We start from the raw sequence: 13140 nt of genomic DNA, 5'->3' as shown, positions 1-13140 counted from the left end.
TAAAAACATAATTAACACGACCGCATCGCCAGCGTCATTGGAGATGCGGTCGTTTTTTTGAGGGCCTCCAGCGAATCATCGGCTTTCACCAAAAGTGCCGCCGAGTTGCGGTATACTTAAATCATCTGATCTTAGGAGGCCACATTGTGAAGCCCAAGGCGTTAACCGAAACCGCGTTATTCTCCGCGCTTGCCATTATTCTCAGCTACATCATTATTTTTCGTGCCCCTCAGGGTGGGTCCATCTCCCTGGTGATGGCGCCAATCCTGATTATTTCATTAAAGCAGGGAGTCGGGCCCGGCATCTTCTGTGGCGTGGTGACCGGTGCCATTACCTTTATGTTCGGCGGCTTCTTCGTGGCCCCGCTACAGGTTGTCTGCGACTATCTCCTCGCCTATGGATCTATTGGCTTGGCCGGTTTATTTTCATCGGGGTTTCTGTCAGCGATGCGACAGGGACAGAACAAGACGGTCTGGCTGTACACGGTTCTAGCGGGAATCGTCGCCGGTGGGTTACGTCTCTTCTTTCACACACTGGCCGGCATCGTATTCTACACCTCCTACGCGCCCAAAGGCCAACCGGTGTGGCTGTATTCGCTAATTTACAATAGTCTCTACGTCATTCCGGATGCTATTCTGGCCATTGTTTGTGTTGTCATGTTGACCGGCCGGTTGAAACGCGTCTTTCTCCGCTAACGCGTGACTGAGGCAAGGTGCCCAAAATTTTAGTGTTTAGTTGACGGTGTTTGACCGTCTGTGCAGCATTTAAATCAGTAATGACCGACCCGAAAGTCTTGCGGGTCGGTCATTTTTGCTGACGCTATTTCGGGTGAATCGGGTTTGTTCGGGGTGGATAATTAATTTAGATTGTAAATCGTAGCATTTAATCGATTACGTCTCGTTGCCGTGAAAGGTGATAGTATGATAGTTTTAACACGTAAGATATCTTAATCTTTGGTTTGGAGGGGTAATCATGAGTGGGAAAACAGTTGTGTTAAGCACAACATTTAGGGGAGAAGGATTTTTGCGTAACTTAGAGCGGATTGTAAACCCTTTCAAGGAACTATCCTCAGTCCATCGTATCTGGTGTGTGAATGAGGATTTACAAGGCGCTCAAGAGGACAAGTATGCTGTGGTTGCTTTTGATCGGGGAGATAATCAAGAGCTGGTACGCCAACCGATTTGCCGGAATCAGAAATTGTATTTTGGTATTCTCAAGTTGGCCAATGCGAAGGAAACGCTCAACAATGAGGTTGAGTCTGAATCCATTTATTTACACCGGATTCACTAGTCAGGTTACAGGTGGAATGATTAAGTTATGGTGATGATTAAAGTCAAACTTTGGGGGGATCGCTATGATGAGTGTATTTAATCAATTCTTACAGGGGAGTTTCATGGATTTTGTGGTGATGATCGTCTTCTTCTTTTTAATCTACGGGATCGTTTCGTTCTGCGCGTTAATCTGGGGCGTCTTCAAGAAGCGCCGCGACCACCGGAACTGGTGCAAGCGCGTTAAGCCAGTGGGCGTACAGCTGGATATTCAGAAGCGGGGCCGGAAATACCGGGTACAGTAGCCGCATTTTGAAAACGGCACGCTTTAAGTAAGTGATACGGTTACGGTCAAACAATGCGGTGGTTGACCGTGCCTGGAGCGGATGTGATGTGTGTGATAACGGATGTATATTGAAGGGGTCAGCGTCTCTTAGTGAGGAGCTGGTCCCTTTTTGAGTGGCGTTCGTTTAGAAACATGAGTCAATCAACTATACGTGAGATGAATAGGTGGAAATGCAAAATAAGCATTTTACGCCGTGACCCATTGCGCCTATGATGAATACACTTAATTCGTATTGATAGAGAATCACCAATTATCGATCAAAAAGGAGCGTTACTAACGATGGAAAGTACACAACTTGCTCTAGGAACCTGGGCTTGGGGCGACACCAGTGAGGATCAAGTCTTTGGCGAACAGTTTACAGCCGAGAAGCTCCAACCGGTCGCGGATGCCGCAATGCAAGCGGGGCTGAATCTCTGGGACACCGCTTATGCATACGGCGCCGGGCAGTCGGAAAAATTACTGGGTGAGGTTTTACGCCAGTATCCGCGCGACAGCTACCAACTCTCCACGAAGTTCACGCCGCAAATGGCCGGTGATGGCGCACATGAGATGGCAGATATGCTCGAGGGGAGTCTACAACGCTTGGGCACGGACTACGTGGATATTTACTGGATTCACAATCCCGCCGATGTTGAGAAGTGGACGCCGGAACTTATTCCGTTGGTCCAGAGTGGTAAAGTTAAGCGCGTGGGGGTTTCCAATCACAACCTCGCCCAAATTAAGCGGGCCAACGAGATTCTGGCGACGGCGGATATTCAGATTTCAGCCGTGCAGAATCACTTTAGCTTACTGTACCGGTCATCCGAAGAGGCGGGGATTCTGGACTATTGTCGCGAACACCACATCACCTTCTTTGCCTACATGGTCCTGGAACAGGGCGTGCTGTCTGGCCGTTACAGCGTAGCCAATCCCTTACCAGCCGGCAGTATGCGCGCCGACGTCTACAACCAAGTGTTGCCACAGGTTGAAGCATTGACCGCGGGACTGAACCAGATTGGCGCCAAGTATCAGGCATCCGCGGCCGAAGTCGCGACGGCCTATGTGTTGACGAAAGGTACCACGCCCATCATTGGCGTGACCAAGCCCAAGTACATTGCCAGCGAAGTCAAGGCGGCCGGGCTTAAATTGACCGCCGAAGACATCGCAACGTTAGAAGGCCTAGCCGCCGCCACCCACGTCGATACCAAGGGCTCGTGGGAAGCACCGATGGCTTAATTTCTCGGCATAGACCCGCGGTGCATCCGCGTGTGAAATGAAGATTGTTTTTAGGAGGCTGTTTCAGCTATGCAATGGAGTCAAGAACAACTCGCAACGTTTGCGTCCGCAGCAACGTTGACGATCGAACCGTATAATGCGGATTTAACGACCTTTGAAGAAGTGTCGCCCATCTGGGAAGTCGTCGTCGATGGCCGCGTCTACTCACGGGGGTGGAATGGCCGGCAGACCAAGTGGTATCAGGCGGCCGTGACACAAGTGGTCGGGGAGATTAAACTGGCCGATCAGAATCTTGAAGCTGAGTTCAAACCAGTCACGGATGGCCCGCTGTTACGGACCATTACGGCGGCCTATCAGCGGAAATATCCGGGGGATTCGTCTCTGGCTAGAATGATTTCTGCCGCGCCCACTGGTGCCACGATTCAGGTATTGCCGCGGTCGAAGTCGTAGGGAAAACGTCGCGTGAAGCGTGCGGTGACGCCGCGGATTAGCAGTGCGCGGGTCGCTTTTTCAATGAACAGAAAGTTTAAACTAAAAGAAGCCACGCAACTCGGCCATTCTCTGGCGACGTTGCGTGGCTTTTGGGATTAGTAAGGGTTATCTATTGGAAAATGGGGAGGGTTGCCAGTCCCCGTCTCAGATTAATCGCGTCCCAGGGTAGGTGTTCGGCGATGCTCAAACCGACCAGGTCGCTGGCTTGACCCACGGCGGTTAACAGGGAAAAGACTTGATTGAGCGTTAATTCACCCACGGCTGCGGGAAATTTCGTTACGTCGGTGTGCGGTTCGGCCGGGTAAATCGAACGGAAGTCCTGAGGGTCGAGGACGTCTAGGTCCCAGTGAACGGCCACGTGCTGAATCTGATGGGCGGTCAGCCACTCGGTAATCCGCTGGTTGCCGGTTCGGAGGTCCTGGGGTGTGGTGTAGTGGAGCGGTAAGGTATTGACGGCCTGGTCCATGGGACGGAGGTCGTTATCTTTCAGCCCCGCCAGCATGACCTGGTCAGGCGTGAGATGGTGGCTGACCTGCGCGTTGAATTGCGGTGCACCAACATTGAGCAGATTAGCCAGCACCATCTCATGGACGTGTTGGGAATTCTGGTCGTTAGCCACGTCGGGATGGACGTCCAGCCAGATCACGCCCAGATGATCGTAGCGGCCATTCAGGTAGTCAAAAGGGGCTTCGGAGATGGAGCAGTCGCCACCCAGGGTGATCACGCGCTGGGGCTGCTTGATTTTGAGAATGTCGGTCGTGGCTTGGAATTGGTGAAGTAGGGCCTGTTCGCCGGTGATCTTAGTTGGGGCCTCTGAAAGGGATTCGGTGGCAACGGGTACCTTAAGCTTTTCAATATTTCGGCCGTTGGGAACAATTGTCGCCAGAATTTCCTGGCCAATTTGATAAGCGGGATTGTTGCCGCCCTGCCACTGGGGCAGTTGTAATTCGAGTGTGGTCTTTTGCAAAATATAGCCTCCTTAACTTAATGTGTTGACATATCGGAATATAACGATATAATAGTCTCCATGATGATTAATGTCAATGTTTTCAAAGCCTTATCCAACCCAACCCGGTTAGATATTCTCAAATGGCTGAAGAATCCCGAGGAAGAAATCACCTCGGTATCCTGTGAAACAGTGCGCTACATGATGACGGAGAAGGGGGGCATCTGTGTTCAAGATTTAGTCAAGAAAGCCGGATTAGCGCAATCCACCGTTTCAAGCTATTTGGCAATGATGGAACAATGTGAGCTGTTGATCTCCGAACGCCACGGGAAATGGACGTACTACCGCCGCAACGAAGCGGGTCTTCAACAGTTAGGTGAGCAGATCAGAGAAGAGTTGTAAGTTGACTCTTTTTATTTTTAGCCCATCACATCTACGTTTTCCGATATATAGAATTAAGCAGATGAGTCGGTTGGTATGATGAAGCATGACAGTCAACTAATAATTAAAAATGGAGGAATTTACAATGAATACAGCCCAACAAAACAAAGCAATCGTTAAGCAATTAATCTTGGAAGCCCTGGTCGATAATGATGTGACGACCGTTAAGCAACTGGTGGCCGCCGATGCCGTCACCCACCGGGCGGGATTTGCCTCGCTCTATCGGGCCACCGGTGACGCCATTCCCCAGGATGGGAATTTTATGGATTGGGTTCGTGATGGCTGGGACGTCTTACACGCCGCATTGGGTGACCAACGGGTGACGGTAGTGGACATCGTGGCGGACGATCGACAAGTCATGGCCCATTTCCACTATAACGTCCTGCATCAGGGGACGTTTACCCAAATGCCAGCGACAAATAAGCGGATTGAATGGGATGAGATCGGCATCTTTAAGTTCAATGACCAAGGCAAGATTCAGGAAATGTGGTACATGATTGATGAACTGCGGGTGGCACAGGAGCTGGGCCACCGGTTGGATCAGACGGTGACGCCGACTGCGGATTAAGCCCACTTAAAGCCTAGCACGAAGATTTTCAGTCTTGACAAGGCTCGAACCGCTTTGTTAAGCTATCGCCAAGGCCATTTAGGCCAAATAACTTTTAGGAGAACATGCCCTATGAATACGAACAGTGTGGATGTGGCGTAATCGGGAGGTTTGACCGATTATTTCACGCGACACAAACCTCCCAGTTGGTGTTACTTTGACCTTGGAGGAAAATCATGATTTTAGAACAAACTGATACCACAACTGGTAAACAACTGACCATTCGTCACGAACAACCTGCCGATTGGCTCGAAGTCGAACGGATGACGCGGGCGGCCTTTTGGAATCTCTACATGCCAGGATGTGTTGAACATTACTTGGCGCACCAACTGCGTAGCCATGCCGATTTCATTGCACCGCTGGACTTAGTTCTGACGCTTGACGGTGAAATTGTCGGCAATATCATGTATACTCGGGCGCGCTTAACTGACGAGCGGGGCCAAGAGAAGTCGATTCTGACGTTTGGCCCCCTGTGTGTTCGTCCCGGCTACCAGCGACGGGGGTATGGTAAACTGCTGATTACGACCTCGTTTCAGATTGCCAGCACGTTGGGATATGATACCGTGGTTATCTTCGGCATGCCAAGTAACTATGTGGCGCGGGGATTCCGCAGCTGTGCCGACCTACACGTTTCACTGGCGGGCCACCAGTACCCAACGGCAATGTTGGTCAAAGAGCTGACGCCGGGGTGTTTGGCGGATCATCAGTGGGTCTACCAAGAAAGTTCGGCGATGGCCGTTGAGCTGGCGGATGTCGCCGCCTTTGATCGGACGTTGCCGCCACTGAAGAAGGCGTGGCAACCCAGTCAGGAAGAATTTAACATCATCAGTCGGTCGATGATTCAACCGCCGACTGACTGAGAGTCACTAAACGATAACTTAAAGAAGCAACCGATCGGCACCCTTGGATGTCGGTCAGTTGCTTCTTTTTTCTTTACTTATTAAGGGTTGCCGACTTGGCCAGTTCGTCAAAGTGTTGATAGAAGCGTTGCTTATCGACTTGGGTCACCAGGGTTACGGGCCGACCCGTGGGCGTAATGAACGTGCGACCGGCACTGTGACCGGTGGCAATCACGTCACTGGTGATGGCCTCGGTGGTCACAATATCGGGATACTTACTGGTCAACGTGGTCAGGACGTCCCAGAGGTAGTAGGTTGAGTCCGCCTCAAAGGCCATGACCAGGGAGTACCCGTAACCAATCAGCTCCATGGCTGGGTATTGACGGAGACTTGCAAAGTGTTGGCGCAATTCGGGCGTCAGGGGAATCTGATCGGTACTTTCAAGGCCAATCATCTCGATGTCGATATCGGCGTCCCAGACGGTCTTCACGGCCTGAGGGTCCCAGAAGGCGTTCCATTCCATGGTACCGTCCTGGTCGGGTTCACCCACGTTTCCTTGGTTGTTCATGGTGCCGCCCATCCAGAAGAGCTTGTCAATCTTCTGCGTAATGGTGGGATCGATGGCGAGGGCGCGGGCCAAGTCGGTGAGGGGGCCGGTCATGACCAGCGTTGTTTTGCCGGGCGTCTGTTGGAGTTTCTCAATCATATCGAGATGGGCCGGCTGTTCCGCCTCGGGGGTGGTGACGTGACCGAATTCGTTGAGCACGGGGAAGTTGTCGAAGGAATAGGAGGAGAGTCGCCAGTTTTGTGGGAATTGATGGACCGGCCGGGAGTCGGACACGGCGACCGTCAACTTGTGATTCGGGTTGCCAAAACGGTCGATAATCTTGCGTGAGGCCGAAGCGGCCGGTTCCACGTACGAATCGGCGCCGACCACGCCAACACCGGTTAGGTTCACGTCCGGCATCTGCAGAAGCAGTAGGAGAGAAACGAGGTCGTCGACATTACCATCATGATTGAAATAGATATTTTGCAAGAGTAGCGCTCCTTCGATTAATGATTATTTTTAAGAAGCATACCATAAAAGTTTGGATATTCATAGGATTAGAATGCAAAGTAAAATATAAATAGTTGTTTTTAAGCAAAACACGAACTATAAAACGTTTTACTTAAAAACTTGCTTAGGTAGTCGATTGAGTTATAAACAACATTGAATGTGGCGTGTTGGTGGCAGAGATTGTGGTTATCCAGCAGATGTAAACAGAGAAAAACCGGTTCATCCTCTGTGAGGACAGACCGGTTTCTCTGTATGAAGTTACGATTTCTGTTGCGTCTCGCCCCAGTTACAGAGCCCTTCCATCACGGGGATGAGAGACTCTCCCAGCGGCGTCAGACGGTATTCGACTTTCGGGGGAACTTGCGGGTAGGCTTTCCGATCAATCAGGGCGTCGGCCTCCAGTTCACGGAGCGTGTTGGTCAGGGTCTTAAATGAAATCGGGACGAGCAACCGCTTCAGCGCGTTGTACCGCAGGGGGCCGTGGTTAAGGTAAAGGGCGTACAGCGTTTGCATCTTGTATTTACCGCCGATTAGTCGCAGGGTGTAGGCGAATCCCGTGTCTTCTAAACGATTTTCTTTGATATAGTCAATGTCGGCCATGGCGCACTCTCCTTTGGGTAAGTACCGCACTTTAATTTGCGTACTTGTTTGACTGTTTAGTATAGCATAGACTGGGGCCAAGTACTTAAAGGAGGGCATTTGTTATGAAAACCATTGTTTACGCGCATCCCTACGAAGGAAGTTTGAACCACGCCATTTTGGCCCGCATGACGGCCTACTTTACGAAAATGCATCAAGATTATCAGGTCATCGACCTCTACCGGGATGGCTTTGATCCCCGATACTCTAAGGAAGAGCTAAGGTTATTCAGTCGCGGGGAGACCCCTTATCAGTTGGTGAAGGACTACCAGCGACTGATCAAGCAGTCCGATGAATTACTCTTCATTACGCCGATTTGGTGGCATCAGTTGCCGGCCGAATTAAAGGGGTTCTTCGACAAGGTCATGCTCAAGGGGTTTGCGTACGAGGAGAACCCGGCGTGGCGGGGACTGCTAACGTACATTCACAAGGCGACGGTTATCACGACCGCCACCTATACGAAATCATCTCTTCAGACACAGTCGGGCGATCCCATTCAACGTAATTTGATTGACCGAACTTTCGCGGATATTGGCATTGACCCGCAAAAATCACAGTGGATTCACTTGGGTGAGGCCAACACCACGACCGATGCCGTTCGCCAACAGTTTCTGGCGGATTTGCCGGCGCTATATCTACACGGGCAGGATTAAGCGGCGTGAATTTGGATTAATCATGCAAGAAAACACGTGCTAGCCGGAAATGAATGCGGCTAGCACGTGTTTTTTCGTGAGTTCAGTATTTAAAGGACAACATTATTGTGCCGTGTAGCCACCGTCAACGACGAATTCGGCACCGGTCGCGAACTTGGATTCGTTGGAGGCCAGGTAGATGCAGATGTAGGCGATATCGTCGGGTTCACCCAAGTGGCCCATTGGCGTCTTCGTCCGATCGGCCATGGCTGCTTCGACTTCCGGTACGGCTTCAACCATCGGTGTCTTGATGTAGCCGGGGTGAACGGTGTTGACCCGCACGTCGTAGTCATGCAGGGCGCAGTCCAGAGCCGCTGACTTCGACATCAGGCGCACGCCACCCTTAGAGGCATTGTAGGAGCCGGCGTTGGCGTCACCAATCAGGCCTTCTATGGAGGAAACGTTGATGATCGAAGCGCCTAGGTGCTTGTTCTTCATCCGTTGAATCCCCAGCCGGGTGCCGAAGAAGACGCCGTCCAAATTAACGGAGAGTAGCTTGTGCCAATCTGCGGTGGTGGTGTCTTCAATTGGGCCAGTCAGGCCGATTCCGGCATTGTTCACGACGGTCGTGACCTGACCAAAGGCTGCTTCGGTGGCGTCAAAGACCTGTGGCCAACTGGCTTCCTCGGCGACATCTTGTTTGAAGAATTGAATAACGTCGGGCGTCCCGATGGACTTGGCGGCCTTCTCGCCAACGTCAGCGTGGCGACCCGTAATCATCACCTTTGCGCCTTCTTCCACAAAGCGGTTCGCAATGGCTAAGCCAATGCCTAACGTTCCACCCGTTACGATTGCAACTTTTCCGTCTAAACGATTTGCCATAATAATGACCTCCAGAATATGATATTGTGTGTTTATTCACATTAAATATAATGATTATTATGCCGTAAATCGATCGGTTTGTTAAGTAATTTGTCAAACCGGTTAGCTTAGACCGAAAAGGGAGGGACGACAGGTTAATGTCAGTCTCTCTCTTTGGGTGGGTGATGAATGGTTCAACTATCTTCTATTTTGCCGCAGTTAAGTAACTGGCGCGTAGTTGCTTCAATTGGGTGTTGGTTAAGCCGAGACCCTTGTGTAGGAAGTTATCCATGTTGCCATACTTCGTGTTGATGGCCTTGTACATAGTGTTCAGGTAAGCCATCTTCACACCATTTTGAGCTTTGAAGTTTGAGACAACGGTTGGGGTTAACGTTTTGCCTGAAGCCTTCCAACCAGCTTCTTGGTGCTTCAAGTTCTCTTGGTTGGTCTTCTTCAAGTATGTATTGGACTTCAAGTAATCCTGAGCAATGGCCTTCTTGTTGAAGTTGAGGGCGGAAAGCACGAGGACGGTTCCCATGCCTGCGCGGTCTTTACCGGCGGAACAGTGCCAGAGCACGGCCTTGTTCTTCGGATTCTTCAGTAATTGATGGAACAGTGACTTGTATGCCTTGCGTCCCTGAGTCGTGGTGATGGCGTCGTGGTAGGACTTCTTCATCATCTTGTCAGCGGCCCCCTTCTTGGAGAAGTCGGGGAAGGCACCGAAGGACTTAAAGACGTTGGCTTTGACTAACTTGACACCCTTCATCTTCACATCGGGACTCTTCTGCTGTTCCATAACGGTCCGTAGATCAACGTCGGTTGCCACGTGGTAGGTCTTGACCAACTTCTTCTGATCAGACTTGGATAAGTTGGAGAGTGTGTTGGAACGAATCAACCGATGGGCTTTAATCTTTTGGCCCTTGCTGTTCACGTAGCCCCCAAGGTCACGGGCGTTGGACGCGCCTTGCAACTTGATGTGGGTCGACGTTGACTTGGCTTTCTTCGTCGTTTTGTGTTTTGTCGTCTGGGTGGTTCTAGTCTTGGCAGAAGCCGTGAGGGTGGATAGGGGTTGTTGCCAGCCCAGAGTCGTCGTCAACAACAGGGCGGTCACTAGGGTACTAACGCGTTTATTCATAATCGAAATGCCTCCTCTTAATTGGTACACCCTTAGGATACTAAGTGAATGTAAAGTGAGAATGTAGATTGTGTAAAGATCAGGGGCACCTCTTTAGTGGTAATTTTATGAAAGGGGTTTATGACTTGATTGTTCGCCAGTTGACGATCGGCAGAGAACTCTCATTTTGGATGAAAAGTGGGTTCTTTGTTGAAAGTAAATATCCACTTAACTGATAATTGCGCTAGCCAGTCGTCAAGGAAATCGCCAACATTATAATTTTGACCATTCGCTTTATAGGTATAGAAAATCTGATGAGCCGTTCTGACGATGTGGGCAATCGTTAACTGATGTGATGGGCATTGACAACGAAGCATACTCGTCAATTTTATTTTATGCGGTGGATTTGGTATAGTGAGGGCAACGACTATCGGGAGGCGGTAAACGACTTGGATTGGAAAGCGCAATTTCAGCCACAGATTGTGGATCGCGGTTTTGATTACTATTGTCGTGGGCTAGTGACTGACGGGCAGAAATCAGCTCATGAGATTCGAGCGGTCGTCACCGGAACGCGGCGGTATCACGTGGCCCTAACGATCGAAGAAGAGGTGGTTACTTCGGCTGAGTGTGACTGCCCCTACGCAGCCGAGGGCAAGTACTGTAAACATATGGCGGCCGTGTTATTTTGGGCGTTCGGCGATGACGATCAGCCAGAAGATTTGCTAGAAGAGCACGGCCTATCCGTGCCGCAGTTAATGGCGGCGGCTTCGGAACAGCAGGTGCGTGACTTTTTAACGTCATTGCTTCAACGTAATGGCCAGTTGGCGACGCAATTCGAATTGGTAGTAGCGCCTGAAAAGGCTGGCAGTCATTTGACAACTTATCGAAACGACGTACGGGCGATTTGTGACAGCTACATGGATGAGGATGACTTCATCGATTATCGGCAGGCAGGCGCGTTTGAAGACGAGCTATCAACCTTTATCCAGACTCACGTCCAGTTAGCGGTGGATCGGCAACAAACGAAGGTGGCTTTCAAGCAACTGACCGTGACGGTTTTGATTTTAGCCGATTTAGATATCGATGACTCCGATGGGGAGCTCATGCTCTTGGACGAAGTCTGCCACGATCTGTGGGAACAAGTCATTGCACAGGCGAACTTGCCGCTACAACGGCAAATCTTTACCTGGTTAACCGTCCATGCCAACGGAACCTTACAAGCCTTTGAAGAATCGGTGACGGATCTGGTGTTTACCCACTTTACGACCGCGGAATTCATGCAGGCTAAATTAACGTGGACGGCGCAACGTTTGCAAACGGCCAAACAACGAAGCGAAGACTGGGAGGTCGGCGAATGGGCAACGCGGCATCTTCAATTAATGATTGACCTGAAGGCGGCCCCGGCAGATATTGCGCAGTTCTGTTCGGACAACGCTAATTATTCAACCGTTCGACAAGCCTATATCAAGTATTGCCTGGACCGCAACGATTATACGACAGCACTTGAGCAACTGTTGGCTGGGAAACGCCAGGCACAAGGTATGCGGTACCAAGGGTTGCTGAGCAGGTACAGTCGGCAGTTGGCAGCGCTCTACCAGCACTTGGGTAAGACGACGAATTATCGTCGTGAGTTGTGGCAATTGGAGACTGTTTACGATCCGGCTGACTTGACGGCATTTCGCGAGTTGAAGCGGCTCTATTCAACGGCTGACTGGCCGGATCAACGGAAACGACTCTTTGCGGCCTTACCGCAAACGGCAGACGTGGCGCCGTTGTATGCCGAGGAGGGACTCCTTCGTCAGCTACTGCAGGTCGTATTGGCTCAGCCTGGGTTGACCGGTGTACAAACGTACGCGGCCATCTTGAAGCCGAAGTTCTCCGCCCAGCTCTTGGATAAATACGTGGCAGTTGTCGAGCAGATGGCGGCGCACACCGGGACGCGTAAACACTATCAGGCCATCGTTGGCATTTTAAACGACATGACGGCTTATCCGCTGGGGAGCAATGAGGCTAACCGACTCATCAAAACCTGGCGTGTCAAGTACGCCCGGCGTTCGGCTATGCTGGATGAGTTGCATAAATTTAAAGGATAAGGATTCGCGATTCAACGAAAGGTGTCAGAAAGGAAAGCAACCATGCAAAAACAACGGACTTATAAGATTAAATCATACGTCAACGCCAGTCATGCCGTTCGGTGGGAATCGGGAACGGGGAAGAAGCACAACCATACCTGGGAAATCGTGTGTGAACTCCACGTGTTCGAGGGGATGGTGTCCTTCTTTGATATTGAAAAGTCATTGAATCAGGCGATTGACGAGTTGTCGGGAAAATACCTCAACGACTTACCGGAATTCAAGGAGATTAACCCCACGGTGGAGAATGTCACGGAATATCTGTTCAACGAAATTGACGGCATTCTGCGGCAGAACAACGCGGTCCTGTTACGGATTGAAGTGAGCGATTCGCCAACTCGGGCGTACTGTATTGACGTGACGGAACGGCAATTTCCAACGTTAGAAGAGGTCCAAACGGAGAAGGACCAGCCTGCGGAGGATCACGGGTAAGCTGTACGGTGGTTTGCCAGGGGTAAGCAGGAACGTCCCCAAATTCATAATGAATATGCCCAACGAGACTGGCCATGCTTCACGGTCAGTTTTTTTGTGCTAATCGACGGCTAAGGGTG

The 13140-nt window shown here is 50.8% G+C and carries 16 protein-coding genes; 11 read left to right on the top strand and 5 right to left on the bottom strand.

Going from position 1 to position 13140, the window contains the following annotated elements; all coding sequences use genetic code 11:
• Positions 1 to 146 precede the first annotated feature (146 nt).
• From thiT to HEQ50_RS10110, 5 genes are all read left to right on the top strand, one after another.
• Positions 147 to 695, top strand: coding sequence for an energy-coupled thiamine transporter ThiT (gene thiT, locus HEQ50_RS10130; protein WP_168900406.1), 549 nt, complete (start codon positions 147 to 149; stop codon positions 693 to 695).
• Between the two features lie 277 nt (positions 696 to 972).
• Positions 973 to 1290 carry a hypothetical protein gene (locus HEQ50_RS10125; protein WP_168900405.1) on the top strand — a complete coding sequence of 106 codons (318 nt, stop codon included), beginning with the start codon at positions 973 to 975 and terminating at the stop codon, positions 1288 to 1290.
• Positions 1291 to 1354: 64 nt separating this feature from the next.
• Positions 1355 to 1573 (top strand): hypothetical protein, encoded by a 219-nt coding sequence (locus HEQ50_RS10120; RefSeq protein WP_168900404.1) that lies wholly within the window; start codon positions 1355 to 1357, stop codon positions 1571 to 1573.
• A 320-nt stretch (positions 1574 to 1893) separates the two neighbouring features.
• Positions 1894 to 2829 carry an aldo/keto reductase gene (locus tag HEQ50_RS10115; RefSeq protein WP_168900403.1) on the top strand — a complete coding sequence of 312 codons (936 nt, stop codon included), beginning with the start codon at positions 1894 to 1896 and terminating at the stop codon, positions 2827 to 2829.
• Between the two features lie 69 nt (positions 2830 to 2898).
• Positions 2899 to 3279 (top strand): DUF2255 family protein, encoded by a 381-nt coding sequence (locus tag HEQ50_RS10110; RefSeq protein WP_168900402.1) that lies wholly within the window; start codon positions 2899 to 2901, stop codon positions 3277 to 3279.
• A gap of 151 nt (positions 3280 to 3430) precedes the next feature.
• Here the strand turns inward: HEQ50_RS10110 and HEQ50_RS10105 are convergent, their stop codons facing one another.
• On the bottom strand, positions 3431 to 4288 hold the full coding sequence (locus HEQ50_RS10105) for an arginase family protein (RefSeq protein WP_168900401.1): 858 nt from the start codon (positions 4286 to 4288) through the stop codon (positions 3431 to 3433).
• Positions 4289 to 4348: 60 nt separating this feature from the next.
• Between HEQ50_RS10105 and HEQ50_RS10100 the strand changes: the two genes are divergently transcribed.
• From HEQ50_RS10100 to HEQ50_RS10090, 3 genes are all read left to right on the top strand, one after another.
• Entirely contained in the window at positions 4349 to 4669 is a 321-nt protein-coding gene (locus HEQ50_RS10100; RefSeq protein ID WP_168900400.1) for a helix-turn-helix transcriptional regulator, read from the top strand.
• Positions 4670 to 4793: 124 nt separating this feature from the next.
• Positions 4794 to 5276, top strand: a complete 483-nt coding sequence (locus tag HEQ50_RS10095) for an ester cyclase (protein WP_168900399.1) — start codon at positions 4794 to 4796, stop codon at positions 5274 to 5276.
• A 215-nt stretch (positions 5277 to 5491) separates the two neighbouring features.
• The gene (locus tag HEQ50_RS10090; RefSeq protein WP_168900398.1) at positions 5492 to 6175 is read left to right on the top strand and encodes a GNAT family N-acetyltransferase; all 684 of its coding nucleotides are present in this window, start codon (positions 5492 to 5494) and stop codon (positions 6173 to 6175) included.
• 73 nt (positions 6176 to 6248) lie between these two features.
• On the opposite strand, the gene HEQ50_RS10085 is transcribed toward HEQ50_RS10090, so the two are convergent.
• Positions 6249 to 7190: a nucleoside hydrolase gene (locus tag HEQ50_RS10085; RefSeq protein WP_168900397.1), complete on the bottom strand. Its 942-nt coding sequence runs from the start codon at positions 7188 to 7190 to the stop codon at positions 6249 to 6251.
• A gap of 279 nt (positions 7191 to 7469) precedes the next feature.
• Positions 7470 to 7811 carry a helix-turn-helix domain-containing protein gene (locus tag HEQ50_RS10080; RefSeq protein WP_168900396.1) on the bottom strand — a complete coding sequence of 114 codons (342 nt, stop codon included), beginning with the start codon at positions 7809 to 7811 and terminating at the stop codon, positions 7470 to 7472.
• A 104-nt stretch (positions 7812 to 7915) separates the two neighbouring features.
• Between HEQ50_RS10080 and HEQ50_RS10075 the strand changes: the two genes are divergently transcribed.
• Complete coding sequence (locus HEQ50_RS10075) at positions 7916 to 8503, top strand: NAD(P)H-dependent oxidoreductase (protein ID WP_168900395.1); 588 nt, start codon at positions 7916 to 7918, stop codon at positions 8501 to 8503.
• Positions 8504 to 8605: 102 nt separating this feature from the next.
• On the opposite strand, the gene HEQ50_RS10070 is transcribed toward HEQ50_RS10075, so the two are convergent.
• Both HEQ50_RS10070 and HEQ50_RS10065 read right to left on the bottom strand, forming a co-directional pair.
• Positions 8606 to 9364 (bottom strand): SDR family oxidoreductase, encoded by a 759-nt coding sequence (locus HEQ50_RS10070; RefSeq protein ID WP_168900394.1) that lies wholly within the window; start codon positions 9362 to 9364, stop codon positions 8606 to 8608.
• 184 nt (positions 9365 to 9548) lie between these two features.
• Positions 9549 to 10478 carry a tyrosine-protein phosphatase gene (locus HEQ50_RS10065; RefSeq protein ID WP_168900393.1) on the bottom strand — a complete coding sequence of 310 codons (930 nt, stop codon included), beginning with the start codon at positions 10476 to 10478 and terminating at the stop codon, positions 9549 to 9551.
• Positions 10479 to 10906: 428 nt separating this feature from the next.
• Here HEQ50_RS10065 and HEQ50_RS10060 point away from each other — a divergent pair, with 428 nt between their 5' ends.
• Both HEQ50_RS10060 and HEQ50_RS10055 read left to right on the top strand, forming a co-directional pair.
• On the top strand, positions 10907 to 12550 hold the full coding sequence (locus HEQ50_RS10060) for an SWIM zinc finger domain-containing protein (protein ID WP_168900392.1): 1644 nt from the start codon (positions 10907 to 10909) through the stop codon (positions 12548 to 12550).
• A 42-nt stretch (positions 12551 to 12592) separates the two neighbouring features.
• Positions 12593 to 13021: a 6-carboxytetrahydropterin synthase gene (locus tag HEQ50_RS10055; protein ID WP_168900391.1), complete on the top strand. Its 429-nt coding sequence runs from the start codon at positions 12593 to 12595 to the stop codon at positions 13019 to 13021.
• Positions 13022 to 13140: the final 119 nt, after the last annotated feature.

Source organism: Lactobacillus sp. HBUAS51381, from assembly GCF_012641095.1.
GTDB lineage: Bacteria > Bacillota > Bacilli > Lactobacillales > Lactobacillaceae > Levilactobacillus.
This window is presented reverse-complemented; position numbering and strand designations above follow the sequence as displayed.

Excerpts from the sequence above, each read along its gene's own strand:
- HEQ50_RS10115 (WP_168900403.1), top strand. The coding sequence starts at position 1,894 with ATGGAAAGTACACAACTTGCTCTAGGAACCTGGGCTTGGGGCGACACC.
- HEQ50_RS10065 (WP_168900393.1), bottom strand. The coding sequence starts at position 10,478 with ATGAATAAACGCGTTAGTACCCTAGTGACCGCCCTGTTGTTGACGACG.
- HEQ50_RS10070 (WP_168900394.1), bottom strand. The coding sequence starts at position 9,364 with ATGGCAAATCGTTTAGACGGAAAAGTTGCAATCGTAACGGGTGGAACG.
- HEQ50_RS10100 (WP_168900400.1), top strand. The coding sequence starts at position 4,349 with ATGATGATTAATGTCAATGTTTTCAAAGCCTTATCCAACCCAACCCGG.
- HEQ50_RS10110 (WP_168900402.1), top strand. The coding sequence starts at position 2,899 with ATGCAATGGAGTCAAGAACAACTCGCAACGTTTGCGTCCGCAGCAACG.
- HEQ50_RS10080 (WP_168900396.1), bottom strand. The coding sequence starts at position 7,811 with ATGGCCGACATTGACTATATCAAAGAAAATCGTTTAGAAGACACGGGA.
- HEQ50_RS10125 (WP_168900405.1), top strand. The coding sequence starts at position 973 with ATGAGTGGGAAAACAGTTGTGTTAAGCACAACATTTAGGGGAGAAGGA.
- HEQ50_RS10095 (WP_168900399.1), top strand. The coding sequence starts at position 4,794 with ATGAATACAGCCCAACAAAACAAAGCAATCGTTAAGCAATTAATCTTG.
- HEQ50_RS10120 (WP_168900404.1), top strand. The coding sequence starts at position 1,355 with ATGATGAGTGTATTTAATCAATTCTTACAGGGGAGTTTCATGGATTTT.
- HEQ50_RS10055 (WP_168900391.1), top strand. The coding sequence starts at position 12,593 with ATGCAAAAACAACGGACTTATAAGATTAAATCATACGTCAACGCCAGT.
- HEQ50_RS10075 (WP_168900395.1), top strand. The coding sequence starts at position 7,916 with ATGAAAACCATTGTTTACGCGCATCCCTACGAAGGAAGTTTGAACCAC.
- HEQ50_RS10090 (WP_168900398.1), top strand. The coding sequence starts at position 5,492 with ATGATTTTAGAACAAACTGATACCACAACTGGTAAACAACTGACCATT.